This window comes from Ramlibacter sp. P4_H7 (assembly GCF_056400765.1).
Window position 1 is genome coordinate 52,335 of the sequence record NZ_JBFUKP010000014.1, and the last position, 26,629, is coordinate 78,963.

Genomic DNA, 26,629 nt, shown 5'->3' on the forward strand with positions numbered 1-26,629 from the left:
ACATCGGCAGGTCATGCGGTCACGCCGCCAGGGCACGCCCGCTTTCCAGCTGCCGTGCCGGCGCGTCATCCGCCACCCTCCCGAACAACTCCGCCGCCCATTCCACGAAAGCCCTCACCCGCGCGCTCAGGTGGCGATTCGGCGGATACACCACGTGCATGGGAATGAAGGGGTGCTGCCATTCCGGCAGGATCTCCACGAGCTTGCCGTTGGCCAGGAACGGCGCCGCCTGGAACCGTGCGACCTGCGCGATCCCCAGTCCTGCCAGCGCCGCCGCAAGGTACGCATTGCCCTCGTTCACGGACAGCTTGTACAACCCGGCGACCTCGATGCGCTCGCCATCCCGCTCGAACACGTTCGGGAACAGGCGGCCCGTGCGCGGCGAGAAGAAGTTGATCACCGTGTGCCGCGTTTCCAGTTCCAGCGGATGCCTGGGAGTTCCGAATTCGGCCAGGTACGCCGGCGTGGCCACGGCCACCAGCGGCATGTTGGCAATCCTGCGCGCCACCAGCGACTGCTCCGTGAGCTCGCCGCCGCGGATCACGCAATCGACGTTGTCGCTGATCAGGTCCACCGGCCGGTCCCCCACGCCCAGGTCGAGCTGGATGTCCGGATAGCGGCGGTAGAAATCCGGCAGCGCCGGGATGATGATCTGTGACGCCACCGACGACCCCACGTCCACGCGCAACCGCCCGCCCGGTTTGCCCTGCGCCAGCGTCATTGCCGACTCCATGTCATCCAGGTCGTTCAGCAGCCGGGATGCCCGCTCGTAATAGGCCGCCCCGTCGGGCGTGACCGTCACCCGGCGCGTGGTGCGGTTGAGCAGCTTCACCTTCAGCCGGGTTTCCAGCTGCTGCACCAGCTTGGTGGCGGAGCCCTTGGGCATCTCCAGGGATTCGGCCGCCTTCGTGAAGCTGCCGGTTTCCACCACCCGCGCGAACACCCTCATCGACTGGATCTGGTCCATGTCTTCTTCTCCTTGTGGGAATGCGCATTGTTCACGGACCGGAAACAGAGAACTGGCTGGTGTCCGGTTTATCCGCACGAACCAAGTGCCTATATTCACCGTCATGCAAACCAGCATCCGTCTCTCCGCCGCCTGGCCCGACACCCTGGCCCTGCCCGGCCATCCCGCCATGCCCTTGCGCGTGCAGGGCTATCGCGACGCGGCCGCGGGGCGCCTGGTCCTGCACCTGCACGGCGGTGCCTTCACCGGCGGCGGCCTGCAAAGCGGCGAGTGCCTCGCCCAGCTGCTGGCCGACTCCGGCGCCATGGTGGCCTCGATCGGCTATCCGCTCGCGCCCACGCACCGCTTTCCCGATGCGGTGGAGGCCGGGTACGCAGCGCTCGAATGGCTGTACGCGCAACGCACGCGCATCGCCGGCCCGAAGGCGCAACTCTTCCTGGCGGGCGAGGAAGCGGGCGGCAACCTGGCCGCGGCCATCGCGCTCATGGCTCGCGACCGCGCCGCGCCGCCGCTGGCCGGGCTGATGCTGGTCGCGCCCATGCTCGACCCGTGCACGGCCACGGCATCGCAGCGCGCGGCGCAGGGTGCGCAGGTGCAGTGCCGCTTCGCACAGGGTTGGTCGCAGTACCTGCGCAGCCCGCGTGACGCGGAGCATCCGTACGCGGTGCCCGCCTTCGCGCAGCGGCTCGCGGGCCTGCCGCCCACGCTGGTCCTCGCGGGCGAGGACGACCCCATGCGCGACGAGGCCATGGCCTTCGCGCGCCGGCTGGAGCAGGCGGGCGTGTCCGTGCGCACGGGCCTGATCCCCGCCACCGGCTGGCCCGAGTCGCTGGAGAAGCCGCCCGAACCCTGTCCCTGCGCCGTCGCGGTGCAGGAGCAGTTCATGCGCTTCCTCGCTGCCCCCGTGCCGCAGCCCTCCTAGCGCTCCGCCCCACCCCATCGCTTCCACTCGCAACCCGGCCTGGGCGGCCGGGGCGGGCCAACGCATCCCGAAGAAAGGCAGATCATGCAAACCACGAACAACAAGAACCGCTGGCGCCTCTGGACCGCCGCCGGCGCGGCGGCCGGCCTGTCCGTCCTCGCCACCGCCATCATCAGCCTGCAAGGCGGCCGCGCCCAGGCCACGGCCAGCAGCGCTCCGCCCGCTCCGCAGGTCTCGGTGGCCGCCGTGAGCGAGACGGATGTGACGGCCTGGGATGAATTCTCCGGCCGCCTCGAAGCCGTCGAACGCGTCGAGGTCCGTTCGCGCGTCGCCGGCGCGGTGCAGGCCGTGCACTTCCGCGAAGGCGCGCTCGTGAAGCAGGGCGATCTGCTGATCACCATCGATCCGGCGCCTTACCAGGCGGAGGTCGAGCGGGCCGAGGCACAAGTGGGCGCCGCGCAAGCCCGGCTGGCGCAAGCGCAGAGCGAGCACGTGCGCGCCCAGCGCCTGTGGGAAGAAAGTGCCATCGCCCAGCGCGAACTGGAAGAACGGGTCAATGCGGCCCGCGAAGCCGGCGCCAACCTGCGCGCCGCGCAGGCGCAGCTGCAGGGCGCGCGCCTCAGCCTGGGCTACACCCAGGTGCGCGCTCCCGTGTCGGGCCGCATCGGCAAGGTGGAAGTCACCGCGGGCAACCTCGTCGCTGCGGGCCCTGGCGCGCCGGTGCTCACCACGCTGGTGTCCGTCAGTCCCATCTACGCGAGCTTCGACGCGGACGAGCAGGTGATCGTGCGTGCGCTCGACGGCCTCGCCGGCGGCGCCAGCGCGCGCCAGTTGATCGAGCGCATCCCGGTGGAGATGGGCACGGGCGCCAGCAGCGACACGCCGTACCACGGGCGGCTGCAGCTGATCGACAACCAGGTGGATGCGAAGAGCGGAACGATCCGCCTGCGCGCCGCCTTCGAGAACAAGGACGGCGCGCTGATCCCCGGGCAGTTCGCCCGCGTGCGCATGGGGCAGGCGCGCACCACCCGCGCGGTGCTCGTGACGGAGCGAGCCGTCGGGACCGACCAGGAAAAGAAGTTCGTGCTGGTGCTGGGCGAAGGCAACAAGGCGGAATACCGCGAAGTGACGCTGGGCCCCTCCACCAACGGCCTGCGCGTCGTGCTCAGCGGCCTCAAGCCGGGCGAGCGCATCGTCGTCAACGGCCTGCAGCGCGTGCGTCCCGGCACCGTGGTGCAGCCGCAGGTCGTGACCATGGAGGCGAAGGCATGAACTTCTCGCGATTCTTCATCGACCGGCCGATCTTCGCGGGCGTGCTGTCGCTGCTCGTGCTGCTCGGCGGCCTGCTGGCGCTGCGCGCGCTGCCGATCTCCGAGTACCCGGAGGTCGTGCCGCCCACCGTGGTGGTGCGGGCCAACTATCCCGGCGCCAACCCCAAGGTGATCGCCGAGACCGTGGCCACGCCGCTGGAGGAAGCCATCAACGGGGTCGAAGGCATGCTCTACATGGGCAGCCAGGCCACCACGGACGGCCTGATGACGCTCAGCGTCACCTTCCGCCTGGGCACCGATCCCGACAAGGCGCAGCAGCTGGTGCAGAACCGCGTCGCGCAGGCCGAGCCGCGCCTGCCCGAGGAGGTGCGGCGCCTGGGCCTGTCCACCGTCAAGAGCTCGCCCGACATCACCATGGTGGTCCACCTGGTGTCGCCCAATGGCCGCTACGGCATGGACTACCTGCGCAACTACGCCGTACTCAACGTGCGCGACCGGCTCGCCCGCATCGGCGGCGTCGGCCAGGTGGGCATCTGGGGCGGCGGCGAATACGCCATGCGCGTGTGGCTCGACCCGCAGAAGGTGGCGCAGCGCGGCCTGTCCGCCACCGACGTGGTGCGCGCGATCCGCGAGCAGAACGTGCAGGCGGCCGCCGGCGTGGTCGGCGCTTCGCCCGGCCTGCCCGGCGTGGACCTGCAGCTGTCCATCAACGCGCAGGGGCGCCTGCAGAGCGAGGGCGAGTTCGGCGACATCATCGTCAAGACCGGCGCCGACGGCGCCGTCACCCGGCTGCGCGACATCGCGCGGCTGGAGCTGGGCGCGGCCGACTACTCGCTGCGCTCGCTCCTGAACAACGACTCCGCGGTCGGCATCGGCGTGTTCCAGGCGCCGGGCTCCAACGCCCTGCAGATCTCCGCCCAGGTGCGCGAGACCATGGAAGAGATCCGCAAGTCCATGCCCGAAGGCGTGGAGTACCGCATCGCCTACGACCCCACGCAGTTCGTGCGCGCCTCCATCGAGTCGGTCGTGCACACGCTGCTGGAAGCCATCGCGCTGGTGGTGCTGGTGGTGATCCTGTTCCTGCAGACCTGGCGCGCCTCCATCATCCCGCTGCTGGCCGTTCCGGTGTCGGTGATCGGCACCTTCGCCGTGCTGCACGGGCTGGGCTTCTCGATCAATGCGCTGAGCCTGTTCGGCCTGGTGCTGGCGATCGGCATCGTGGTGGACGACGCCATCGTGGTGGTGGAGAACGTGGAGCGCAACATCGAGGCGGGCCTGACGCCGCGCGAGGCGACCTACCGCGCCATGCGCGAGGTGTCCGGTCCCATCATCGCGATCGCGCTGGTGCTGGTCGCCGTGTTCGTGCCGCTCGCCTTCATCAGCGGCCTCACCGGCCAGTTCTATCGCCAGTTCGCGGTGACCATCGCGATCTCCACGGTGATCTCCGCCTTCAACTCGCTGACCCTGTCGCCGGCGCTGGCCGCGCTGCTGCTGCGCGGGCACGACCAGCCCAAGGACGCGCTCACGCGCTTCATGGACCGCTGGTTCGGCTGGCTGTTCCGCCGCTTCAACAAGGTGTTCGTGCGCGGCGCCACCGGCTACGGCGGCGGCGTGCGCGCGGTGCTGGCGCGCAAGGGCGCGATGCTGGGCGTGTACGCGGTGCTGGTGCTGGCCACGGCCGGCCTGTTTCACGCCGTGCCCTCGGGCTTCGTTCCGGCGCAGGACAAGCAGTACCTGATCGGCTTTGCGCAACTGCCGGACGGCGCCACCCTGGACCGCACGGAAGCGGTGATCCGCCGCATGGGAGAGATCGCGCAGAAGAACCCGAACGTCGAGGGCACGCTGGCCTTCCCGGGCCTGTCGATCAATGGCTTCACCAACAGCTCCAACTCGGGGATCGTGTTCGCGATGCTCAAGCCGTTCGACGAGCGCAAGGCCGCCGACCAGAGCGGCGTCGCGGTGGCCGGCCAGCTGAACCAGGCCTTCGCCGGCATTCAGGACGCCTTCATCGTCATGTTCCCGCCCCCGCCGGTGCAGGGCCTGGGCACCACCGGCGGCTTCAAGCTGCAGCTGGAGGACCGCGGCTCGCTCGGCTACGAGGCCATGGACAACGCGGTGAAGGCCTTCATGGCCAAGGCGTACCAGACGCCGGAGCTGGCGGGGATGTTCACCAGCTGGCAGGTCAACGTGCCGCAGCTCTATGCCGACATCGACCGCACCCGCGCGCGCCAGCTCGGCGTTGCCGTCACCGACGTGTTCGACACCATGTCCACGTACCTGGGCAGCGTGTACGTCAACGACTTCAACAAGTTCGGGCGCACGTACAGCGTGCGCGTGCAGGCGGATGCGCCTTACCGCGCACGGCCGGAGGACATCGGCGCGCTCAAGGTGCGATCGAGCTCGGGCGAGATGATCCCGCTGTCGGCCCTGATGAACGTGCGCTCCAGCTTCGGTCCGGAGCGGGCCATGCGTTACAACGGCTACCTCACCGCCGACATCAACGGCGGCCCCGCGCCCGGCTTCTCCTCGGGCCAGGCGCAGGAGGCGGTGAAGCGCATCGCCGCCGAGACGCTGCCGGCGGGCATCTCCTACGAGTGGACCGAGCTGACCTACCAGGAGATCCTGGCCGGCAACTCCGCCGCCTGGGTGTTTCCGCTGGCGATCCTGCTGGTCTTCCTGGTGCTGGCCGCGCAGTACGAGAGCCTGACGCTGCCGCTGGCCATCATCCTGATCGTGCCCATGGGCGTGTTCGCCGCGATGGCGGGCGTGTGGCTCGGCGGCGGCGAGAACAACGTGTTCACGCAGATCGGCCTGATGGTGCTGGTGGGCCTGTCCGCCAAGAACGCGATCCTGATCGTGGAGTTCGCCCGCGAGCTGGAGTTCGCCGGACGCACGCCCATGCAGGCGGCCATCGAGGCCGCGCGGCTGCGGCTGCGGCCGATCCTGATGACGTCGCTCGCGTTCGTCATGGGCGTGCTGCCCCTGGTGCTGTCCTCCGGCGCCGGCTCGGAGATGCGCCGCGCGATGGGCGTCGCGGTGTTCAGCGGGATGATCGGCGTGACGGCCTTCGGCCTGTTCCTCACGCCCGTGTTCTATGTCGTGCTGCGGCGACTGGCCGGCAACCGGCCGCTGCGCCAGCACGGGCAGGCGCCCCATTTCGACGGCTTCGCCGGCAGCGGCGGCGGCGCGGTGCGCCCCGTTCCGGCCGCGCCCGTGCATTCCCAGGAGTCCTGAACATGAAGATCACCCCTCTGCTTCCCCTGGTCGCCGCGCTGCTGCTGGCGGGTTGCGCCACCGCGCTGCCTGAACTGCCGGCGCAACCGGCACCTCCGGCGCAATTCAAGGAGGACGCGCGCTGGACCACCGCCGCGCCGGCCGAAGCGCAGGCCCGCGGCGAATGGTGGAAAGCCTTCGCCGACCCGCAGCTGGATGCGCTGGTGCAGCGCGCCGCCGAGGCCAACACCAGCGTGCAGGAAGCCGCCGCGCGGCTGGCGCAGGCGAAAGCGCTGGTGCGCTCCGCCAATGCCGACCGCCTCCCGCAGGTCGGCCTGGGTGCTTCCGTGGACCGCGCGGCCGGCGCGAACAGCGTGGCCGGGCCGGCGCCTTTCACCATCTACCAGGCCGGCGTGCAACTCGCCTACGAACCCGACCTGTTCGGGCGCGCGACTGGCCGGCGCGACGCCGCCTCGCTCGACGCCGTGGCACGGGAGGCGTTGCTGCAAAGCACGCGCCTGGCCGTTCAGGCGGAAACGGCGCAAGCCTACCTGGCCCTGCGCGCACTGGACGCCGAGCGGGCCCTGGTGCGCGAGACCGTGGACGCGTACGCGGGCACCCTGCGCGTCACGCAGCGACGCCACCAGGCCGGCGACGTCGCCGAGCTCGACGTGGTGCGCGTGGAAGCGGAAGTGGCGGCCACGGAGGCCGAGGCGCTCGCCCTCGACCGGCAGCGCGCGGCCCTGGAGCACGCGCTGGCGGTGCTGGTGGGCGAAGCGGCCTCCGAGTTCACCATTCCCGTCGCCGACTGGAACACGGCGCTGCCCACGATTCCCGCCGGCGTGCCGGCCACCGTCCTCGCGCGGCGCCCGGACGTGTCGGCGGCGCAGTCCTCCCTGCTTGCAGCGCAGGCGCGCGTGGGCGTGGCGCAGGCGGCCTGGTTCCCCAGCCTGATGCTGACCGGCGAAGGCGGCTTCGCTTCGTCGGACCTGGGAAACCTGTTGCGCTGGTCCGCACGCGCCTGGAGCGTGGAGGCGTTGCTGTCGCTGCCGATCTTCGACGGCGGCCGCCGGCAAGCGGGTGTGGACGACGCCAGGGCGCAGCTCGATGCGGCCCTGGCCAGCTACCGCGGCCAGGTGCTGGTCGCCTTCCGCGAAGTGGAGGACCAGCTGTCCGCATTGCGCCTGCTGCACGACCAGTCGCTGGCGCAGGGGCGGGCCGTCGACGCGGCGCGGCGCGCGACCACGCTGTCCGACACGCGCTACCGCAACGGCCTCGTGAGCCAGCTGGAACTGCTCGACGCGCGCCGCAGCGAACTGCGGAACCGCCGCCAGGCGCTGCAGGTGCGCTCGGCGCAGTTCCAGGCGTCGGTGGTCCTGGTGCGGGCCCTGGGTGGAGGCTGGGAGCCTGTTCCCCGCACGGGGGAAGGGATGCCGCCGACGGAGCTGGCGAAAGCCACGGGCCGGCCTGCGTGATCTGGTGAACGGGCACTCACCCTGTTGACCTCGCCCGTCTCGCGGAGTAAAAAACCGCGCCACACGGAGGTGAACATGACGTCTGCCGAAGCCGGAGCCAATCCCGTTGCCAGCCACTACCGCCGCAAGAGCTTGCTGGCCACGATCCTCGCGGCGCTGAAGCAGGACGGCAAGGACCCGGAGCACCTCAGGCCAGAGGACCTCGCGCCGATCGACGAGTTCCACATCCGCGGCCGCGAAGCCACCGTCGAACTGGCGCGAGCGGCGGGGCTCCAACGCACCGACCATGTGCTCGACGTGGGGTCGGGCGTCGGCGGCCCGTCCCGGTCGCTCGTGCAACTGTGTGGCTGCCGCGTGACCGGGATCGACCTGACGCCCGAGTATTGCGAAACCGCAACGGCCCTGGCCTCGCTGACCGGCTTGCAGGATCGCGTCAGCTATCGCGTCGCGGATGCACTGTCGCTGCCCTTCGAGGACGGCTCATTCGACGCCGTGTGGACGCAGCATGTCGCCATGAACATCGCGGACAAGCGGCAGCTGTACGCCGAGATGAACCGTGTGCTGAAGGACGGCGGCACCCTCGCCATCTACGACGTGCTCCAGGGCCCCGGCGGGCCGATCCACTTCCCGGTTCCCTGGGCTGTCGACGCCAGCACCAGCCATCTCTCGACGCAGGCGCAGCTGCGCGAGTTGCTGCGCGCCGCAGGCTTCGAAATCGCCGAACTACGGGACACGACGGAACAGTCCGAACAGTGGTTTGCAGCAGTGGCCAGGCGCATTGCGGAGCAGGGGCCGCCGGCGCTGGGCCTGCACGTGCTGGTGGGCCCGGAATTCGCCGCGATGGCACAGAATCAGAAGCGCAACCTGGTCGAGAGACGGATCGAAACGGTCCAGATCGTCGCGAAGAAGACCTGAGGTCGCGGAGAGCCGGTGGTCCAGTGGTTCCTGGATGGCCCGCTCGCGACTTCTTGCTACTGGCCAGCTCCATCGCGCCCTGCTTCACCCCGCGACAGCGTGATGCCGCTTGTGCAGCGTCCGGCCCAGCGCGGCCATCGCATCGCCGTGCCGTCCGAGGATCTTCTGGGCCAGCGGCAGGAAGTGTTCTTCCTCGAAGTGTGCATGAGCGAAGAAGTGCTGCACCATGTCTTCGATCAGGCCGGCGGGGAGTGCCGGGACCTCACCGCGCGCCACGGCTTCCACCTGCGGCCGCAGTTCGCTCCAGCGCGCGTCCATGTCGCGGTGTTCGCGCACGAGCTGCGCGACCATTCCGCGCACCGCGTCCATTTCGGCGCCGGGCTCCGCCGCGCGCAGAACCGCGGGGAACAGCTCGCGTTCCTCCTCGTCATGGTGCACGGACACGCCTTCGCGGAACATCTTCAGCAGGTCGTTGGCCAGCGTCCGCGCCTTGGCCGCGGCCGTGACGAGGTCCGGCAGGTAAAGCGCGGAATGCAACTGCGCCACGAAGTCGTGGTGGCACTCGGAAAAACCCGCGAGCGCCGTGTCGATGTGGACCGGCTCGCACATAGTGGTGTGAGGCATGGCGCCCTTCCCTTCAACGTTCTGGACTGATGCAACCAAATGTAGCCGCAGGTACCGAAATGCAATTGACGTGGATCAGACGGCGCACAACCGTTGGCACCGGGGGACACCTGCTCGCCCGGCGTCCTCTGGGCATCCTGATGTCCCAAGACGGCCTCCTGCCAGGAGGCTTGGGCGCGGGAAAGCCAGGGCGGCGGCAACTCAGTGCGCGGCGGTGCCCTGCGTTGCCGTGTTCCCTTGCATCACCTGCAGGAGGGCCTTGGCGCCGTCGCCCGACGAGGCGGGGTTCTGCCCGGTAATCAGCAGGCCGTCGGTGACCACGTGCGACTGCCAGTCGGCGCCTTTGCTGTACTGGCCGCCGTTGGCCTTGAGCATGTCCTCGACCAGGAATGGCACGACTTTGGTCAGCCCCACGGCCGCTTCCTCGCTGTTGGTGAAGCCGGTCACTCGCTTGCCCTTCACCAGCGGCGTGCCGTCCGGCGCCTGCACGTGGCGCAGGACGCCGGGCGCGTGGCAAACGGCGGCGACGGGCTTGCCGGCGGCGAGAGTGGACTCGATCAGGACGCGGGAGTCCTGGCTCTCGGCGAGGTCCCATAGCGGACCGTGGCCACCCGGATAGAACACCGCGTCGAAGTCGTCGGCGTTCACAGAAGCCAAGGGCGTGGTACTGGCCAGGGCCTGCATCGCTTCCCGGTCGGCGCGAAAGCGGCGGGTGGCTTCGGTCTGCGCATCGGGCTCGTCACTCTTGGGATCGAGCGGCGGCTGCCCGCCCTTCGGTGACGCGAGCAGCAGCTCGGCGCCGGCGTCCTTGAAGACGTAGTACGGCGCAGCCAATTCCTCGAGCCAGAAGCCTGTGGGCTTACCGGTGTCGCCAAGTTGGCCGTGCGAGGTGAGGACCAGGAGGATTTTCATGGAGGCGCACTTTGCTAGGGAGTCAGGGGCGCCGATGGTAGGTTGCGACGAACGGCTGGGCTTGTAGGCGCCAACGCCGCGCCGACTGGCGCGATGGAAACCGCTGCCTCTGGAAAAGAACTGCCTCGCACTTCGGGGCTTTGACGTCGGCTTTCGACCCAAAGCCTGCGAGGCGGAGGTGATCACCTACAACGCTGCGACGGGGCCGCAATTACGATAGGACGAACCACGGGAGATGCCCATGCCCGACCTGAACAACGCCAATCCGACGCCGCCCGACGAGGTGAAAGCCAAGCTGGACAAAGCGGCGGAGGAAAACCGCCAGCTCGATTCGCCTGCGCGCACGAACGATTCGACGATCCAACCGGAGAAGCCGGAGAAGGACATACTCGAGGGATTCCACGGCGGCTGAACGACAACCTGGCCGGACGCCTCAACAGGTCACGGGAATCACCCCGGCTCCCCCGGCGAGTCCGCGAAGTGCGGAAGCTTCTCGTCGAGACACACCCATGGCTGAGCACTCGACGTCCAGATGTCCAGCATCGGCGCGAACGCGGAAGCATCATCCAGGGTAGGGAACCGGATCGACGTGAACTGCGCGTTGACTTCGCTTTGCGTGAACAGGGGCGTGCCGCAGTCCCCGCAAAATCCGCGCGTCGTCATCTTCCCGCTGCCGGCACGCGCAGCGTAGGCCTTCGGACTGCCGGAGATCTCGAGATCCATCGTTTTTACGACGATGCCGGACGCAAAAGGAGCGCCGCTCGCACGCTGGCAATCGCTGCAATGGCAGTTCAACATCGCAACGGGCTCGCTCGCGCACGTGTAGCTGACCGAGCCGCAGGCGCACCTGCCGGAGAAGGGTGGATTCATGTCGCGGATTATCGGACGGGGACTCAGGCGCGATGTCTGCTCCTGGCCGGAAGCACACTTCAGCTCACCTCGTGCGGCTCCAAGCCACTCCGCCACGATCCGGTTCACTCGCCGTTGCGCTCCCTGCCTTCGTACAGCGAAGGCGTCACGCCGCCGCGTGCGAGGATCTCGCGCACATGCATCAGCGCGCTCACATCCAGCACATTGCTGTGGTGGGGGCGGTGCAGCACTCCCTCCGTGTGATTGAGCTTGACGCGGATCCGGGCGCCCGAGATCGGCTCCAGGGACGCGCCGACATGCTTCAGCAGCGATTCGACTTCCCGCCAATGCACGTTGCCGCTGGGCGGGTCATGGAAGATGGTGCGCAGGAGGTTGGTGGTGCGGTGGCTCATCGGGCCCTCGTCAGGACATCGTGAAAGCGCTCTCGTTCCCCGCAATATGACCCTCGTGGGCGGGCCGCGCAAGAGCCGCAGGGGGCGGGATTCAACCTTACATGCGCATCGACCGCGCGCCTTGCGGCGTGAGCCCGTGGCACACTTGATGGACGCTCGGCCTGGATCGGGCCGCCCGCCCCCCCTCAGAGGAGACGCCGATGCTGACGATGGAGAAGACGGCTGACTACGTAAAGCGCTGGGTCGCCGCGTTCGAGTCGAAGGACCTGGATCGTGTGCTGGCGTTCTACACCGACGACGTCATCTTCCATTCCCCGCTGGTTGCGCGGCTAAGTCATGATCCAAGCGGCACCGTGCGTGGCAAGGCGGCGCTGCGCGCCTACGTGAAGAAGGGCTTCGAGGTGTTCGATCACATCGAGTTCACCGTCCTCGACGTGCTGCGCGGCGTCGACAGCATTGCGATCCACTACAAGGGCATCACAGGCACGCATGTCGTCGAGGTGCTGTTCTTCGACACGGACGGCATGGTCCGCGAGTCGTACGTGCACTACGCGTCTCCCGAGTAGCAGGCGCGCGGATCCCCGCGCTTCAGAGCTGAAGGGCCGTCAGCATGGCGTGACGTCCAGGCGTGAAAGACAGGCCGTTCATCCTCGTGCTTTCGCCATCGAGGCAACGCGGGTCAACACCAGATCAACCCTGCGTGCAGAATCGCCCTGCGCTCTTAAATAACACCAACAACGTCACGCGTGGGATCGTTCAGATCCTGCATCACCATGAAGAAACTTGCCTTCATCGCCTTTGCCCTGCTTGCGTCGCAAGCGTCCGTCGCCCAACTCGCCCCGCAGGATCTCAACGGGTTCCAAAGCCAGCTGCAAAGCACAGCCAGGAACCCGCTGAGAGACTGTGCCGACTCCGGCTTGAACAAGCTCTACATCTATCGCGTGTTCCAGGTAGGCAGGAAGACCGACGCCGAGATCGAGGAGGCGCAGCTTCCCGGCGTGCAGGACGAGGCCATGCAGGCCCAGCTCAAGCGCGAGATCGAGGCATGGACGCAGACGCGCCAACCCAACGCGGTGGCGCAGGTCAAGTTCGATGCCTGCCTGAAGCAAGCGGAACTGCCAACCAGCGAGCCCCTGAGTCGCCTCAATCGCCACTGCTTTGGCAATTCCCTCTTTGCCATCGACGTCATGCAGGCAAAGGACATCAAGCAGTCGGCCGCGCAGGTCAAGGCCCGCATGTCGCGCGCCAAGCTGGCGCTCTCGCCCGCTCAAGCAAGCGGCTTCATCGACGAGATGTTCGCGGCGCCCAACCGCGACGAAGAACTCGGTCTGGCGCGCGAGCTGTTCTCCTCGTGCATCGATGCGAACAACGGGCGCTATTGACGCGCGTCCTGCAGGCGCTCAGTCGGCCGCCGGGTCCGGTGCACGTCGGCCGAGTCCCCGCAGTGCTCATCGAGCACTCGCTCTTTGCAACTAAACTGGGGTTGCAGGTGAGTAATTCCTTCCCGATTCGAGACAAGCTCGCCGGTCCATGACCATGACCCAAGACCCGACCGTCACTTCCCCAGCCTTGCGCAGGCATTCCGCCCCACGCAAGGCGCCACGGCCAGTGCACCCCCTCCTGCACAAGCTGTTCGAGCTGTACCCGCGGCTGTTCGGTGCCCGGTTCCTTCCACTCAAGGTCGGTGTCTTCGAAGACCTCGTGGCGGCGCAGCCGACGGCGCTGCCGGCGGCCGAGCTCAAGGTGGCGCTCGGGCTGCACACGCGTTCGACCCGCTACATCGAGGCGGTGGCCTCCGGCCTGGCCCGCCACGACCTGCAAGCCAGGCCGGTGGAGCCCGTGGCACCAGAGCATGTGCATCATGCGATCCTGGAACTGTACAAACGCCGCAGCGGCAAGGCGCCGGAGCAGGCGCGCCAGCATGCCGTTGCGCAAATGGCGGCTGCGATCGAGGCGTCCGGCCTGAGCCGCGAAGACTACCGCGAGCGCTTCACCTCGCACGACGACAACCTGCATGCGCTGATGGAAGACGCCCTGTCGATCGTGGCGCAAAAACGAGCTCGCCGCGAAGCCCTGCAAAACGCGCTCGCGGCCAGCGGCAAGTCGATTGCCGAGTTCGCCGAGATGTATGGGCTGGATCCGATCGAAGCGAAGAAGCTGCTGGCGTAAGGAGCCGCGCGCCAGTCACGTTGCGCGAAGGCGATCCGACAGTTCATCGCGGCGACGGCTGCTCCGCCCCGAAGCGGACGTCCTCCACTCCAGGTCGATCTCCTAAGATAGCCGCATGCTCAACGACCCGTTGTCGCAAGTCGTCATCGTCGGCGCGCTTGCCAACGCCTCCGCCGCCGCCATTGCGTTGTACCTGTGGAATCAGCAGCGGAGCGACCGCTACCTGCTGTTCTGGGCCATGTCCTGGGTGGTCGGCACGACCCGGTTCCTGATCCACCTCCCGGCCGACGTCTCCCCCTGGCTGCGCACTGCGGAAGTCGCCGTGCTCTTCCCGTTGCTCTTCATCTTCAACGTTTTCGGGTGCTACGACCTGCTGCCCGCAAAGCCCTGGCGCAGCCGGTATGTCGTCGCCATCACGTCGCTCGTGCTGTTTGCCTATGGCGCGGTCGCCGCGGCCGGCCGGGCTCCCTTGCAGATGGCGTATGCCCTGGTCATCGCGATTTTCCTGCTGGACGGCATCTGCCTGTGGATTGCCTACCGCGGCACCCGCCTGTCCGGGCACGCGATCGCCGCCGTCACCTTCTTTTGCTGGAGCACCTGGTTTGCCCTGGGCCTGGCAGCGCTCGGCAAGGACCTGCCCAAGAGCATCATCGGGCCCCTCTTCAACATCCCGATGGCGCTCAGCCTGGTGGTGATCGCGTTCCAGCGTCGTGGCCGCGAGCTCGCCGAAAGCGAGCGCACCTTGCAGAAGATCTTCGAGACCGCGCCCATCCCGATCGTGATCACGCGGCCTCCCCATGGCGAGATCGAACACGCCAACACGCTCGCCTACGACCTGTTTGGCCTGGGGCCCGCGACGGCCAAGGACGGCCCGGTGAGGTTCGAGACCGCGCTGGCAGGCACGGCCCCGCTTCGCGAGGAGCTGGAGGAAGGAGGCCGGGTCTCCGGTCGCGAGATGACCATCGAGCGCGCGGGTGAAGTTCGCACCCTGGGCGTCAACGCCGACCGGCTGGACCTGGACACCGGACGACGGCACATCTTCTCCTTCTACGACCTCACCGCCTTGCGCCAGGCAGAAACGGAGATGCGCAGCCTCTACGTCCGCCTGGCGAAAGCGGAGGACGCCGAGCGGCGCGCGCTGCACCGGGAACTGCATGACACGGTGGGCGCCAACCTGTCCGCGCTCTGGCTCGAGCTCGACGTGGTGGCGGGCCGGCTCGCCCGCGGCGAACAGGAGGCGGCCTTGCGCCACTTGCGCAGTGCACGGGAAGTGGCCGCCGAGACCATTGCCATGGCCCGCGACCTGATGGCCGACCTGCGCCCGCCGGCGCTCGACGACTTCGGCCTGGTCTCGGCACTGCGCTGCCATGCCGAGGCCCAGTCGTCCCGGCTGGGGCTGGCGATCGAGGTGGCCGGCGAAGACCCCACGCCCAGGCCAGGCCCGCTGGTGGAAAGCGCACTCTTTCGCATCGCACTCGAAGCCGTGATCAACGCGGCCCGGCACGCGAGCCCGCAACGCATCACGGTGACCGTCGGCGAGCGTGCCGGCCGCGTCCTGCTGAGCGTCGCGGACGACGGCGCCGGGTTCGACGCCGGGCAACAGCAGGACCGGCCGGGGCACTGGGGCCTGCAGAACATGCGCGAACGCGCGCGCGCCATCGGCGCACGGCTCGAGATCCACACGGCCCCGCGGGCGGGCACGCGCATCCTGGTCGATGCACCGCGCGAGGCGGCATGAATCCCACGATCCTGCTGGCCGACGACCACAGCGTGATGCGCTTCGGCCTGCGCGCGCTGCTCGAGATGGCGGACATGAAGGTCGTCGCCGAGGCGGCCGACGGCCGCGAGGCCGTGCGCCTCGCGCAGGAACACGAGCCCGACGTCGCCATCTTCGACCTCGCGATGCCGGGCATGAACGGCATCGAGGCGACGGGGATTCTCAAGCTGCGCTGTCCGCGCACGCGCGTGGTGATCCTGTCCATGCATTCGGACAGCGAGCACGTGCACCGTGCGATGGCAGCAGGCGCCTCTGCCTACGTTCTCAAGGGCGGCGCAACCGATGAGATCGTCACGGCGGTGCGCACCGTGCACGCGGGCAGGCAGTACCTCAGTCGCGGCCTTGCGGCTGCGACCTCGACCAGCGGCCCGGTCGGCGCCCGCAGCCCGCTGGACAGCCTGAGCGCCCGCGAGCGGCAGGTGCTGCAACTCGTCGCCGAGGGCCACTCCAGCGCCCAGATCGCTGCGCTGGTGCACCTGTCGCCGAAGAGCATCGACACGTACCGCAGCCGGCTCATGAAGAAGCTCGGCGTGGCCGACATGGCCGCACTCATCCGGTTCGCGGTCCGGCACGGCCTGACCCCCGGCAGCTGACCGACGTCTGTACAGACCTCCCGACAGATCGTCGCGCCCGCGGGGCGTAAGGTGCACGTGTCACTGCGGGCACCCATGCGGAGCATTCCACCCACCATCCTCGTCGTCGACGACAACAGGCACATGCGCCGGCTGCTGCTGGAAATGCTGCAGGCTGCCTACCAGGGGAGTTCGGTCCTGCAGGCGGCCGATGCGTTCGAAGCGATCGCGCAGTGCAGCAAGGCGTCGCCGCATGTCGTGGTGATGGACGTCGGCCTGCCCGATCACGACGGCATCGAAGCCACCATGATGATCCGGCTGCTCTTTCCAGAGATCGCGGTGGTGGTCCTGTCCAGCCATGACGAGCGCGCCTACCGGGACGCCGCACGCAGCGCGGGGGCCGCCGGCTACGTCTCCAAGATCGACGTGTTCACCGCACTGGTTCCCTCCATCACGGTCGCATTGCAGGCCGGGGGTGGCGCGTGATGGGGTTCGTCGGTGACGCGCGCTCCGGGGACGGCGGCCGGGGCCAGGCGACTCCCCGCCATGCGGCTCCCGCCGAGCCGCAAGCGGGCGTCGTGCACATCGTGGAGGACGACGCGTCCGTTCGGGTGGCCCTGGTGCGTCTGTTGCGCAGCCACGGCTATGAGGTGGCGGCCTTCGAGAGTGCGGAAAGCTTCCTGCACGCCCGCATTCGGCCAACGCGCGGCTGCCTTCTGCTCGACGTGGTCATGCCGGGGCTCGGCGGCCTCGGCCTGGAGCAGAAGCTGCGGCAGGAGGGCGACGACATCCCGATCATCTTCCTCACCGCCGCGGCCGACGTGTCCGCCTTTGCCGCCACCATGGACGCAGGCGCATCGCACTTCCTCATGAAGACCGCCGACGCGGAGGAACTGACCCGCGCGATCGACGCGGCGCTTCGGCGCGACGCCGACCAACGCGCTGCACGGGGGCGCAAGGCCCAACTCGAGTCCCGCCCGGGCGATTGAAGACGATCAGGCCACGGCGGCGATGCCTATGTGACCGACGCCTGGTAGATGCTGGCAATCGATGCGTCCAGGGTCCGGTTGAACTCCTGCTCGCCCTGCTGCGCGGTGAGGCCTTCGGTCAATGCCCGTGAAAAGCTCGCGATCACGCCATGGTTGCGCGCCAGCAACCGGTTCGCCTCCTCGCGCGAGTAGCCCCCCGAGAGGGCGACCACGCGCAGCACGTTCGGATGCGCCACGAGATCCGCATAAGAGTCGTCGACCGAGGGAATGGTGAGCTTCAGCATGACCTGTTGCTCCGGTACCAGCATGTCGAGCTGCTCGAGGAGGGCCGCCTTGAGCAGCTGCTCGGCGCCTGGCTTGTCCGGGGCATGGATGTCGACTTCCGGCTCGAGGATGGGCATGAGGCCCGCCGCCAGGATCTGCTTGCCGATCGTGAACTGCTGGCGGACGACGTCCTCGATGCCGGTGGCGTCCGCGTGCTTCACCACCGAGCGCATCTTCGTCCCGAACACGCCTTTGCCCTTGGCGCGTGCCAGCAGGGAGTCGAGGTTGGGCATCGCCTTCATCACCTGCACGCCGTTCGCCTCGTCGGCCAGGCCCTTGTCGACCTTCAGGAAGGGAACGACCTGCTTGACGGACCAGAGGTAGTCGGCGCTTCCTCGTCCCTCGACCTCACGGTCCATCGTCTGTTCGAACAGGATCACTCCCAGGATGCGATCGCCGCTGAATGCAGGGCTCGTCATGATCCGGGTGCGCATCGCGTGCATCAGTTCGAACATCCGCTGCTCGCCCGAATAGGTCTCGGGTGGGATGCCGTACAGGCTCAGCGCCTTCGGCGTGCTGCCCCCGCTCTGGTCGAGCGCGGCAATGAAGCCCCTGGCGGACCTGACTTTCTCATGCTGCTGCGGATTCATGGCAGTTCCCGGAGTGAGTGAGCGTCACGGGTGCATTTTGCGCACGACAGGATGCCGGGTCGCAAATTTTTGTGTCCTCCGAGAGATCCCGCTGCACCTTCGTGTCGCCCGGCCTCGGGGCAGCAACGGCGCAATGCTGCCGCTCGGCTGCTCCCGGCCGCAAGCGGCCCAACTCGGCCGAAGAAGCAGCGCCCCACCTATACTGCCGCACCGCATTTGCGAGGAGGCGTCATGTCGGAGGCACGGGGGGAACTCGATGTCGCGATCGTCGGCGCCGGCATCGGTGGGGTGATTGCGCTCCATTACGCCCGGCGGGCCGGGCTGCGCGCCCACGTGTTCGACGCGCAACCCGGCGTCGGTGGCCTTTGGCGGCAGCTGCCGTCCTGGCAGGACATCCAGATCGCCGCGGCGGACTGGACGCTGGGTGACCTGCCGCTGGCCGGGACCTTCCAGCCGCAGATCCTCGCCAACATCCAGGCGTGGGTCGACCGCTTCGACCTGGCCCCGGACATCTCGCTGTCGACGCCAGTGCGCGCCACACCCCGGCCGGGCGGCTGGACGCTCGCCACGCGCGATGGCGACGTGGCCGCCACGCACCTCGTCGTCGCCACGGGTGCGCACAACCGTCCCTTCGTTCCGCCGGTGCGGCGCGCCGCGAGCACATTGACGGAACTCCATTCGTCCGCGCTCGAAGATCCCCGCATCCTCGCCGGAAAGTCGGTGCTGGTCGTCGGTGCGGGCGCTTCCTCGCTCGACCTGCTGGACCTCGCGCTCCAGCACGGCGCGCGAGAGATTGCGTGGGCCCACCGCGGGCTGCGCTGGTTCACGCCGACGCGCAAGCCCAAGGCGGTCGCCGGCAGCGTGCGCGACTTCTCTCGGCTGCAAGCCGCGGGCATGACGCATGCGCAGCAAAGTGCCACCATCGAAGCGGACCTGCGCGGCCGCTATGGAAAGTTCGGGCTGCAGGCGGTCATGCCGGCGTTCCCGTTCGACATCCTGCAGCAGCAGCTGATCCCCGGGCGGAACCGCATGATCGAGCACTTCGCCTCGATGCGCCGCAGCGCGGCACCACCCGAACGGATCGAGGGCGGCACGGTGACGCTCTCCGACGGGACGACGGTGCAGCCGGACCTCGTGCTCTGGGGCACCGGCTACACCACCGACCTCTCCTGGCTCGATGTGCCCGCCCTCGCCGCCGTGCGCAGCACACGGGACTTGCGGCAAGGCTGCGGCGGCGCGTTCCGCAGCCTCGACGCGCCGCAGCTCTACTTCCTGGCCGTCGGCCTGGACGGAATCGGAGCGGCCGCCTTCGCGTTCTCGCTGTCGTGCCGATCCATCATGTCGCACATCCGCGGCACTGCGGACCTGGGGCTGGAGCCGGTCACGCACCACATCAACCACTTCGACCTCGTCCCCTATCTCGCGGCGCGGGACCCGGCCAGCTTCCCGACGGGCTGGCAGAAGGAATACCGCGACTTGCAGCTGGAAACCCCTGACGACCAGCCTTACCCCATCCCCGCCTGAGGAGCCCGCATGTCCGAGTTCACCCACGTCGCAGAGATCCTCGCCCATTGGGAAGCGCGGCAACCCGACGCCATTGCCATGAGTTTTGCCGGGACGGACCGGACCTGGGCGCAACTGGCGCAGCGGGTGCGCCGCAACGCCGCGGCCCAGCGGGCGGCCGGCCTGCGGCCGGACGACCGCGTCGCGGTGCTGGACCTGAACCACCCCTCCTGCCTGGAACTGACGCTGGCCTGCGCACAGGCCGGCACCGCCAACGCCGTGGTCAACTTCCGGCTGGCGCCCCCCGAGATCGCCTATGTGATCAACGATGCGAAGGCGCGGATCCTGTTCGTCGGGCCGGAATTCGCGGCCGCCGTCGAAGCGCTGCGTCCCGCATTGCCGACAGTGGAGCGGGTGATCCGGGTCGGCGGCCCCGACGACGCGTACGAAGCCTGGCTGGCCGCGCACGAGCCCGATGCCACGATCCACCCGGCGGAACCGGGCCATTGCTTCCTGCAGCTGTACACGTCGGGCACCACGGGCTTTCCGAAGGGGGCGATGCTCACGCACCGCGGCATGCTCGCGCATTCGCATCATCTTGCCCCGACCCAGGGCTACGACCGGCATGCGCGGGTGCAGGTGGCGATGCCCCTGTTCCACGTCGGCGGCACGAGCACGGCGATGGCGGCGCTGACCGTGGGGGCACGAATCTTCCTGATGCGCACGCCGGACCCCGCCGCCGCGCTTGCGATGCTGGAGGCCGAGAAGATCACGCACACGTTCTACGTGCCGGCGCTGATGGCGGTCATGAACGAGGTGCCCGGCGCCGCCACGCGCGACTATTCGAGCCTGCGGGCGCTTTGCTATGGCGCATCGCCCATGCCGCTGCCGGTTCTGCGCGCATCGTTGAAGATGTTTCCCGGCGTGATGTACCAGGTGTACGGAATGACGGAGCAGTCCGGCGCGGTGAGCCTGCTGCCGCCCGAGGATCACGTGAATCCCGCCGTCACGCACCGGCTGATCTCGGCGGGCAGGCCGATCCCCGGCGTCGAGATCGAGATCCGAGAGCCCGGCACCGGTGAGCGCCTGCCGACCGGCACGCCGGGTGAGCTCTGGGTGCGCAGCGACCAACAGATGGGCGGGTACTGGGGCAAGCCGGAAGCGACAGCGGCCGCCATCACCGCCGACGGCTGGCTGCGCTCCGGCGACGGCGGCCACATGGACGCCGACGGCACCATCTACATCACCGACCGCATCAAGGACCTGATCATCAGCGGGGGCGAGAACATCTACCCCGCCGAAATCGAGCGCGTGCTGGCCGAGCACCCCGCCATCCAGGACGTGGCCGTCATCGGCGTGCCGGACGAGCGCTGGGGCGAGGTGCCCAAGGCCGTGGTGGTGCCCCGACCGGGCGCAACCCTCGACCCGCAGGAGGTGGCGGCGTGGTGCCGCGAACGCATTGCCGCCTTCAAGTGCCCCAAGACCATCGACGTGGTCACCGCACTTCCCCGCAACCCGACAGGCAAGATCCTGAAGAAGGATCTGCGCAAGCCGTATTGGGAAGGGCGCGAGCGGCAGGTGGTGTAGGGCGGGAAGTCCGCTTGTGGCCGAACTCTGCCTTGGGCATCGCGCCGCGCACAGTGAACTTCGGTAAGACGACGGCAGCATTCGACCCATTGCAGCCGTCGCAGCGTCAGGGCGCGCCACCTGTCGGGGGTGAGTTTCGGTTAGGCCTGCGTGTACGCGGTCTTCACCGTCGTGTAGAACTCCGCCGCGTGCTTGCCCTGCTCGCGCGGGCCGTAGCTTGGGCCGTTGCGGCCGCCGAAGGGCACGTGGTAGTCCACGCCTGCGGTGGGCAGGTTCACCATCACCGTGCCCGCTTGCGAGTGCCGCTTGAAGTGCGTGGCGTACTTCAGTGAGGTCGTCGCGATGCCAGCGGAGAGGCCGAACTCGGTTTCGTTGGGGAGCGCCAGTGCCTCGTCATAGTCCTTCGCGCGGATCACGCTCACCAACCGGACCGAAGACCTCCTCGCGTTTGATGCGCATGTCCTTCGTGGTCTCGCTGAACAGGGCGGGGCGCAGGTAGAAGCCGGGCGCGCCGTCGGCATTCCTCGCGATCGGCTCGCCGCCGGCGACCAGCTTCGCGCCCTCGGCCTGGGCGATCGCGATGTACTCCAGGTCCTGCGCAAGTCCGAGCGCGAGGATTAGCTGGGCTTGATGCGCGCCGTTTCGACCACCTTGGCCCATTTGTCCGTTTCTTCGCTGATGAATTTGCCGAAGCCGGCAGGTGACGTTGCAAACGTGCTGCCGCCGAGCTCGGCAAACTGCGCCTTCATCTTGGGGTCGGCGAGTGCGGCGTTGATCTCCCTGTTGAGCTTCTCCACGATCTCGGCGGGCGTATTCCGGGGCGCACCCACACCGTACCAAGAGCTTGCCTCATAGCGCGGCACGAATTCGGCCAGGGCCGGGATGTTGGGCAACGCGTCCGAGCGGCTCGCGGTCGTCACCGCCAGCGCGCGCAGCTTGCCGGCCCGGATGGACGCCATCGATGGGGGCATCGTGGCGAACATGGCCTGCACCCGGCCCCCGAGCAAATCGATCATCGCGGGCCCCGCGCCGCGGTAGGGTACGTGAACCATGTTGATGCCAGCCAGCGTGTTAAAGAGCTCGCCAGCGACATGCGCCGGTGTGCCGGAGCCGCCTGTCGCAAAGTTGACTTGGCCGGGATGGGCCTTCACATAGTCGATGAATTCAGGAACAGTCTTGGCTGGCACATTGGGGTGCACTATCAAAATATTCGGAGCGCGGCCGATGGACGCAACGGGTGCGATGTCAGCGAGGAAATTGAAGTTCAGGTTCTGATACAGCGCCGCATTGATCGCGTTCGCTGAAAAAACGAGGAGCAGCTCGTGCCCGTCTGCGGGCGCGCGCACCACCGTTTCCGCTGCGATATTGCTGCCCGCGCCGGGCCGGTTCTCGATGATGAAGGGCTTACCGAGCCGCACCGCCAGCGATTGGCCCAGCTGGCGCGCAATGAAATCCGCCGAACCACCCGGCGAAAAGCCGACCAGCAGCCGGACCGGCCGCGTCGGGTAATCGCCCGCCGATGCAAGTCGTGGGATGGCACAAGCACTTGCAGCGGCGCCGGCGAGTCGCAGAAATTCCCGGCGGACAAGTTTCATGGCGTCCTCCTGTGTCTGGCGCCGCGAATTGCGGCCCATTCGGATAGCCGATTTTGAGCGTGCACCACTACGGGCGCATAGTGTTAGGGTTTGATAACGCTATAGCAAATTCGCAATAGGTGTCCACCATGGAGCCGAGTGATCGCATCAGACGTCGAATCAAGCTGAACGACCTGAATATCTTTATTGCAGTCGTGCAGGCCGGCAGCATGAACAAGGCGGCGACGCTGCTCGACATGACGCAGCCCGCCGTCTCAAGGTCGATCGGGGAACTGGAGCGGACCGTTGGCGTGCGACTGCTCGATCGCGGTACGCAGGGCGTGGAGCCTACCAATTACGGCCGTGCCCTGCTCGATGGAGGCGCTGCGATGTTCGACGACCTGCGGCAGACATTGAAGCGCATCGAGTTCCTCGCCGATCCGACCGTGGGAGAGCTGCGTGTCGGATGCAGCACATTTCTGGCGACCACCTTCGTTCCGGCGGTCATCGATCGGCTTTCGCAGCGCTACCCGCGGATCGTGTTTCACTTGGTACCCGCAACCTCCGCGACGCTGCACCGTGAACTGAGTGAGCTCAACGTCGATCTGTGCATCGCGCGAAGGCTAGACCCGATTGCAGACCAGCGCATGCGCTACGAATTTCTGTTCGAGGACACGTTCTTCGTTGCCGCCGGACCGCAAAGCCGGTGGGGACGACGGCGCCAGATCGAGCTGGCTGACCTGATGGACGAACCTTGGGTGCTGCCGCCGCAGGAAAGTGTTCTCGGATCGGTCGCGATGAAGACCTTTCGCGCCAACGGACTCGATTACCCCCGAACAACGGTGGTGACCAATCCCATCGAAGTGCGGATCAGTCTCATGGCGACGGGGCACTATCTTTCCATCTTCCCGTCTGCGTTATTGAGGTGCGGTTCCACGCGCACGGAGCTCAAGGCGCTGCCCGTCAAACAGCAATTTGCGCGTGGGGCGGTCGAAGTCATCACCTTGAAGAACCGCGCGCTCAGTCCGCTCGCCGAACTTTTCATCGACAGCGCCCGCACGGTCGCGAAAGAAGTGGCGCCGCTTGCTTGAACAGGGCTGCGCCGGTTCATGCGCAGCTGCTTTTTCTGCCGTGCAGGCGCCTAGCCGCCCAGATACGCCCCGCCGTTGACATGCATCACCTGGCCGGTGATGTAGCGGGCGCCCGGCCCGCTGAGCCAATGCACGGCTTCACCGATTTCCTCGGGCTGGCCGCGGCGGCCCAGCAAGATCTTGCGTTGCGCGTGGTGATGCGGCGTCTGCACACTGCTGCCGCCGCGGTGGGTGGCTATCGATCCCGGCGAGATGCAGTTGACGGTGATGCCGTACTCCGCCAAGTCATGCGCGAGGGCGCGCGTGAACCCCACCAAGCCGGCCTTGGCGGTGACCACTTGCACGCGCTGGCCCGCTCCGGTGTGGCCCGTCAGGCCGCCGATGTTGATGACGCTCGCGGCATCGCTTTCCTTCAGCAGCGCCAAGGCCGACTGCGTGCAGTGGAAAGCGCCGTCGAGGCAGACGTCGAGCGCGTTTCGCCAGGCCGCGTAGGTGGTCTCCTCGAACTTCGCCTCGTGCCGGATGGCGGCGTTGTTGACAAGCACGTCCAGGCGGCCATAGCTGTCGCGCACCTTCTGCACCATCGCGTCGACGGCCTTGCGGTCGGTGATGTCGGCCATGCAGACGATCGCCTGTCCGCCTGCCGCCTTGATTTCATCGACGACGGATTGCGCTTCCTTTTCGCTGGAGCGCACGTTGACGGCGACGGCAAGACCGTCCGAAGCCAGGGCGAGTGCGATCGCGCGCCCGATGTTGCGGCCGCCGCCGGTGACCAGGGCCACGCGTGAAGTTGATTTCTGTTTTGTCATGTAGCGCGAAGTCTCAAGCGCAGCGCAGCGGCTGCAGTCGACCAGCGGCGATTGCAGCACGGATTGCAATAGCTTCAGCAGCCCGCTGGCCTGCTCTCGATATTCCGCGGCGGTGTCGAAGAGCCGCTGTCGTTCGACGACCTGGTGAAGACGTTTCGCGCCCATTGCATTTACGGTGTCGCTCGAAGATGTAGGTGAAGAGCGCTGCCTTGCCCAGGTAGGGGCCAACCTTGCCGCAGTACTCGCAAGTGGCGACCACGTCCCGCGTGGAAATCAAGCGCTTGAGCGGCACGGGGCCGGCGCAGTGCTCACAAATCATGTGTGTCCTCAAGTGGTACTTGGCTGCCGGAGAGGTTGGCGGTCCAGCATCGGCCAGTGGCGAATGTCTGCTCCTGGCTGAGAGCAGACTTCTGCAAGTAAGTTAGAAATCCGACGGCGCCCCGGCCGCGCATCACCGGCGCGAGATCCTTCCTTCTTGCCATCCTGTGCGCTTGACCTTTCTCCAATTTGGGCTGATGACACCGGGTGCATAGGGACTCTCCATGCGCTTTGCGACAAACCCTTCCAACTTGGCGCCGAGCACGACCTGATCAAACAACTGCGCTTCCGCTGGGAACTCGCCCACGATCACAAGCACGTCCTCCAGAGGCATGAGCAGATCCCTCAGCATGGCCTTGCGCCGCACCAGCGGCAATGACATGACGTTGCGGCCGTTCATGTACAGCAAATCGAACGCGCAGAAAGTGACGTGGTCCGAGCCTTGCGCCCAACGACGACGGCGCGCGCGGCCTTGCATACGCTTGAAATCGGAGCGGCCGAATTCATCCAGCACGCATGCTTCGCCGTCGATGATGTGCGGTCCGCCCGACAGCGCGCCAAGCACTTCGGTGATCTCAGGAAACCACGTGGTGCAGTCGACGCCGCTTTTCGTGCGCAATTCAGTCGGGGCGCCGCCGCCGAGGCGCGCCATGCACCTGTAGCCGTCGTATTTGACCTCGTAGATCCACGCGGGATCGGTAAAAGGTCTTGCCCCCTCGCGGGCCAGCATGGGTGCCGAGATCGTGATCACGGTGATCTCACAGTCTCTTCAGTGGCCAACCCGTTCGCCCCCTTGGGAGTGCTTTCCTGGGCCTCAATCCAGCGGTGCAATCACGAAGCTGGCGCAAGTCCTCCAGCCGTGTATTGAACACATTGATCTTGGCAGACTGGGCTGCAAGTGCGTGATCTTCGCGAGGGCCTGGCTGCAAGAGCAGTTGAAGGTCTGCGGCACTGCGATGCTGCGCGCATGCGTGCCTGATTTCATCCGCGTCAGCGCGACCATCTGCAAAGACGAGATCTTGCTCGATCAAAGCCGCCAGCACCACGACTTCACATGCAAGTGCCACCAGGTGCAACCTCGCGTCCTCGTCTTCGTCATTCGCGTTGCGATTCCTATGCGAGGTCGCTCCGAGATCACTTGCGTTGCGGGGGCTCGAATGTCCGGGCAGGCCGAAGGTGCCGCGCACGGCTTGTCCAACTTCGTGGAATGCGTCTGCGAGGCGAGCCACTACGCTTGCCGTGCGGGCCGCCTGCTGGAGGGACCGGCAGTAGGCAGGGAGGGTTGAGTCGAGATCAGCGCCTGCAAATGCGTGCGACCGCTGACGCCAGGCATGGAGTAGCCCTCAATCCGGTGGTTGCCCAACGTGCGAATGGGCGATTGATCCTCAATCACAGGAATCTTGGTCAACACCGGCGCGCCGTCTTGCGTGGGCGCATCCTTTGACGCGGTCACGCACCCGCCGCACGTTAAAAAGCTGGGTATAAGCCGCATCGATGGCACCGCACAGGTCAACGAGCGAGTTCTCTTGAGTGCTGACGCAGTCTGAGATCAGTTGTTCAGCGGCGCTGCGGTAATGCCTACAGCCCATCCTGATTTCTCGTGCCTCCGGCTCGCGGCAGGTGACCGGGAGCTCTTGCTCTATGAGCCTCACCAACACCAGGATCTCACAAGCCAGCGCGACCAGGTGGAGGCGCACCGGCTCCTGCCCATTGACCCCATCGCGCTGCGGTCGCCTGAGCCACGTTGGAGCAAGTGCCCTGCCGG

Annotated in this window: 27 protein-coding genes and 1 pseudogene; 17 read left to right on the plus strand and 11 right to left on the minus strand. The window is 67.5% G+C overall.

The window, feature by feature from the left end; all coding sequences use genetic code 11:
* Nucleotides 1-19 precede the first annotated feature (19 nt).
* Entirely contained in the window at nucleotides 20-967 is a 948-nt protein-coding gene (locus AC1DSA_RS18355; protein ID WP_477891797.1) for a LysR family transcriptional regulator, read from the minus strand.
* 103 nt (nucleotides 968-1,070) lie between these two features.
* Here AC1DSA_RS18355 and AC1DSA_RS18360 point away from each other — a divergent pair, with 103 nt between their 5' ends.
* The 5 genes from AC1DSA_RS18360 to AC1DSA_RS18380 all read left to right on the plus strand — a co-directional run bounded on the left by AC1DSA_RS18360 (nucleotide 1,071) and on the right by AC1DSA_RS18380 (nucleotide 8,763).
* A complete protein-coding gene (locus AC1DSA_RS18360) occupies nucleotides 1,071-1,889 on the plus strand; it encodes an alpha/beta hydrolase (RefSeq protein WP_477891799.1) in 819 nt (272 codons plus the stop codon).
* Between the two features lie 84 nt (nucleotides 1,890-1,973).
* Nucleotides 1,974-3,161, plus strand: coding sequence for an efflux RND transporter periplasmic adaptor subunit (locus AC1DSA_RS18365; RefSeq protein WP_477891801.1), 1,188 nt, complete (start codon nucleotides 1,974-1,976; stop codon nucleotides 3,159-3,161).
* Nucleotides 3,158-6,394: an efflux RND transporter permease subunit gene (locus AC1DSA_RS18370; protein ID WP_477891803.1), complete on the plus strand. Its 3,237-nt coding sequence runs from the start codon at nucleotides 3,158-3,160 to the stop codon at nucleotides 6,392-6,394. The genes AC1DSA_RS18365 and AC1DSA_RS18370 overlap by 4 nt, the downstream gene beginning before the upstream one ends.
* A 2-nt stretch (nucleotides 6,395-6,396) precedes the next feature.
* Nucleotides 6,397-7,848: an efflux transporter outer membrane subunit gene (locus tag AC1DSA_RS18375; protein WP_477891805.1), complete on the plus strand. Its 1,452-nt coding sequence runs from the start codon at nucleotides 6,397-6,399 to the stop codon at nucleotides 7,846-7,848.
* 24 nt (nucleotides 7,849-7,872) lie between these two features.
* The gene (locus tag AC1DSA_RS18380; protein ID WP_477891807.1) at nucleotides 7,873-8,763 is read left to right on the plus strand and encodes a class I SAM-dependent methyltransferase; all 891 of its coding nucleotides are present in this window, start codon (nucleotides 7,873-7,875) and stop codon (nucleotides 8,761-8,763) included.
* Between the two features lie 84 nt (nucleotides 8,764-8,847).
* Here AC1DSA_RS18380 and AC1DSA_RS18385 read toward each other — a convergent pair whose 3' ends face one another.
* Both AC1DSA_RS18385 and AC1DSA_RS18390 read right to left on the minus strand, forming a co-directional pair.
* Nucleotides 8,848-9,387, minus strand: a complete 540-nt coding sequence (locus tag AC1DSA_RS18385; RefSeq protein WP_477891809.1) for a hemerythrin domain-containing protein — start codon at nucleotides 9,385-9,387, stop codon at nucleotides 8,848-8,850.
* Nucleotides 9,388-9,588: 201 nt separating this feature from the next.
* Nucleotides 9,589-10,299: a type 1 glutamine amidotransferase domain-containing protein gene (locus tag AC1DSA_RS18390; RefSeq protein WP_477891811.1), complete on the minus strand. Its 711-nt coding sequence runs from the start codon at nucleotides 10,297-10,299 to the stop codon at nucleotides 9,589-9,591.
* Nucleotides 10,300-10,540: 241 nt separating this feature from the next.
* Here AC1DSA_RS18390 and AC1DSA_RS18395 point away from each other — a divergent pair, with 241 nt between their 5' ends.
* Nucleotides 10,541-10,711, plus strand: coding sequence for a hypothetical protein (locus AC1DSA_RS18395; protein ID WP_477891813.1), 171 nt, complete (start codon nucleotides 10,541-10,543; stop codon nucleotides 10,709-10,711).
* Nucleotides 10,712-10,749: 38 nt separating this feature from the next.
* Here the strand turns inward: AC1DSA_RS18395 and AC1DSA_RS18400 are convergent, their stop codons facing one another.
* Both AC1DSA_RS18400 and AC1DSA_RS18405 read right to left on the minus strand, forming a co-directional pair.
* On the minus strand, nucleotides 10,750-11,169 hold the full coding sequence (locus tag AC1DSA_RS18400; RefSeq protein ID WP_477891815.1) for a GFA family protein: 420 nt from the start codon (nucleotides 11,167-11,169) through the stop codon (nucleotides 10,750-10,752).
* 104 nt (nucleotides 11,170-11,273) lie between these two features.
* Nucleotides 11,274-11,561, minus strand: coding sequence for a type II toxin-antitoxin system HicA family toxin (locus AC1DSA_RS18405; RefSeq protein WP_477891817.1), 288 nt, complete (start codon nucleotides 11,559-11,561; stop codon nucleotides 11,274-11,276).
* A gap of 200 nt (nucleotides 11,562-11,761) precedes the next feature.
* Here AC1DSA_RS18405 and AC1DSA_RS18410 point away from each other — a divergent pair, with 200 nt between their 5' ends.
* From AC1DSA_RS18410 to AC1DSA_RS18440, 7 genes are all read left to right on the plus strand, one after another.
* Nucleotides 11,762-12,127, plus strand: coding sequence for a nuclear transport factor 2 family protein (locus AC1DSA_RS18410; protein ID WP_477891819.1), 366 nt, complete (start codon nucleotides 11,762-11,764; stop codon nucleotides 12,125-12,127).
* Between the two features lie 207 nt (nucleotides 12,128-12,334).
* Nucleotides 12,335-12,943 (plus strand): hypothetical protein, encoded by a 609-nt coding sequence (locus tag AC1DSA_RS18415; protein ID WP_477891821.1) that lies wholly within the window; start codon nucleotides 12,335-12,337, stop codon nucleotides 12,941-12,943.
* 226 nt (nucleotides 12,944-13,169) lie between these two features.
* On the plus strand, nucleotides 13,170-13,730 hold the full coding sequence (locus AC1DSA_RS18420) for a ProQ/FINO family protein (protein WP_477891823.1): 561 nt from the start codon (nucleotides 13,170-13,172) through the stop codon (nucleotides 13,728-13,730).
* 115 nt (nucleotides 13,731-13,845) lie between these two features.
* On the plus strand, nucleotides 13,846-15,468 hold the full coding sequence (locus AC1DSA_RS18425; protein ID WP_477891825.1) for a sensor histidine kinase: 1,623 nt from the start codon (nucleotides 13,846-13,848) through the stop codon (nucleotides 15,466-15,468).
* Complete coding sequence (locus AC1DSA_RS18430) at nucleotides 15,465-16,100, plus strand: response regulator (RefSeq protein WP_477891827.1); 636 nt, start codon at nucleotides 15,465-15,467, stop codon at nucleotides 16,098-16,100. Before AC1DSA_RS18425 ends, AC1DSA_RS18430 begins: the two co-directional genes overlap by 4 nt.
* Nucleotides 16,101-16,175: 75 nt before the next feature.
* A complete protein-coding gene (locus AC1DSA_RS18435) occupies nucleotides 16,176-16,565 on the plus strand; it encodes a response regulator (protein WP_477891829.1) in 390 nt (129 codons plus the stop codon).
* Entirely contained in the window at nucleotides 16,565-17,068 is a 504-nt protein-coding gene (locus AC1DSA_RS18440; RefSeq protein ID WP_477891831.1) for a response regulator transcription factor, read from the plus strand. Before AC1DSA_RS18435 ends, AC1DSA_RS18440 begins: the two co-directional genes overlap by 1 nt.
* Before the next feature lie 26 nt (nucleotides 17,069-17,094).
* On the opposite strand, the gene AC1DSA_RS18445 is transcribed toward AC1DSA_RS18440, so the two are convergent.
* Nucleotides 17,095-17,982 (minus strand): fructose bisphosphate aldolase, encoded by an 888-nt coding sequence (locus AC1DSA_RS18445; RefSeq protein WP_477891832.1) that lies wholly within the window; start codon nucleotides 17,980-17,982, stop codon nucleotides 17,095-17,097.
* Between the two features lie 231 nt (nucleotides 17,983-18,213).
* Between AC1DSA_RS18445 and AC1DSA_RS18450 the strand changes: the two genes are divergently transcribed.
* Together AC1DSA_RS18450 and AC1DSA_RS18455 are read left to right on the plus strand one after the other, a co-directional pair.
* Nucleotides 18,214-19,506, plus strand: a complete 1,293-nt coding sequence (locus AC1DSA_RS18450; protein WP_477891834.1) for an FAD-dependent oxidoreductase — start codon at nucleotides 18,214-18,216, stop codon at nucleotides 19,504-19,506.
* 9 nt (nucleotides 19,507-19,515) lie between these two features.
* Entirely contained in the window at nucleotides 19,516-21,072 is a 1,557-nt protein-coding gene (locus AC1DSA_RS18455; protein WP_477891836.1) for a long-chain-fatty-acid--CoA ligase, read from the plus strand.
* 140 nt (nucleotides 21,073-21,212) lie between these two features.
* Here AC1DSA_RS18455 and AC1DSA_RS18460 read toward each other — a convergent pair.
* Both AC1DSA_RS18460 and AC1DSA_RS18465 read right to left on the minus strand, forming a co-directional pair.
* Nucleotides 21,213-21,675, minus strand: a pseudogene (locus AC1DSA_RS18460) (aldehyde dehydrogenase family protein); the annotation flags it as partial.
* Between the two features lie 14 nt (nucleotides 21,676-21,689).
* Nucleotides 21,690-22,667, minus strand: coding sequence for a tripartite tricarboxylate transporter substrate binding protein (locus AC1DSA_RS18465; protein WP_477891838.1), 978 nt, complete (start codon nucleotides 22,665-22,667; stop codon nucleotides 21,690-21,692).
* 128 nt (nucleotides 22,668-22,795) lie between these two features.
* Here AC1DSA_RS18465 and AC1DSA_RS18470 point away from each other — a divergent pair, with 128 nt between their 5' ends.
* Nucleotides 22,796-23,737: a LysR family transcriptional regulator gene (locus AC1DSA_RS18470; protein WP_477891839.1), complete on the plus strand. Its 942-nt coding sequence runs from the start codon at nucleotides 22,796-22,798 to the stop codon at nucleotides 23,735-23,737.
* A 50-nt stretch (nucleotides 23,738-23,787) separates the two neighbouring features.
* Here the strand turns inward: AC1DSA_RS18470 and AC1DSA_RS18475 are convergent, their stop codons facing one another.
* Entirely contained in the window at nucleotides 23,788-24,711 is a 924-nt protein-coding gene (locus tag AC1DSA_RS18475) for an SDR family NAD(P)-dependent oxidoreductase (protein ID WP_477891841.1), read from the minus strand.
* A gap of 286 nt (nucleotides 24,712-24,997) precedes the next feature.
* On the minus strand, nucleotides 24,998-25,615 hold the full coding sequence (locus AC1DSA_RS18480) for an ATP-dependent DNA ligase (protein ID WP_477891843.1): 618 nt from the start codon (nucleotides 25,613-25,615) through the stop codon (nucleotides 24,998-25,000).
* Between AC1DSA_RS18480 and AC1DSA_RS18485 the strand changes: the two genes are divergently transcribed.
* The gene (locus tag AC1DSA_RS18485) at nucleotides 25,608-26,150 is read left to right on the plus strand and encodes a hypothetical protein (protein ID WP_477891845.1); all 543 of its coding nucleotides are present in this window, start codon (nucleotides 25,608-25,610) and stop codon (nucleotides 26,148-26,150) included. The two genes, AC1DSA_RS18480 and AC1DSA_RS18485, sit on opposite strands and share 8 nt — an antisense overlap.
* 99 nt (nucleotides 26,151-26,249) lie before the next feature.
* Here the strand turns inward: AC1DSA_RS18485 and AC1DSA_RS18490 are convergent, their stop codons facing one another.
* Nucleotides 26,250-26,561 (minus strand): hypothetical protein, encoded by a 312-nt coding sequence (locus AC1DSA_RS18490; RefSeq protein WP_477891847.1) that lies wholly within the window; start codon nucleotides 26,559-26,561, stop codon nucleotides 26,250-26,252.
* Nucleotides 26,562-26,629: the final 68 nt, after the last annotated feature.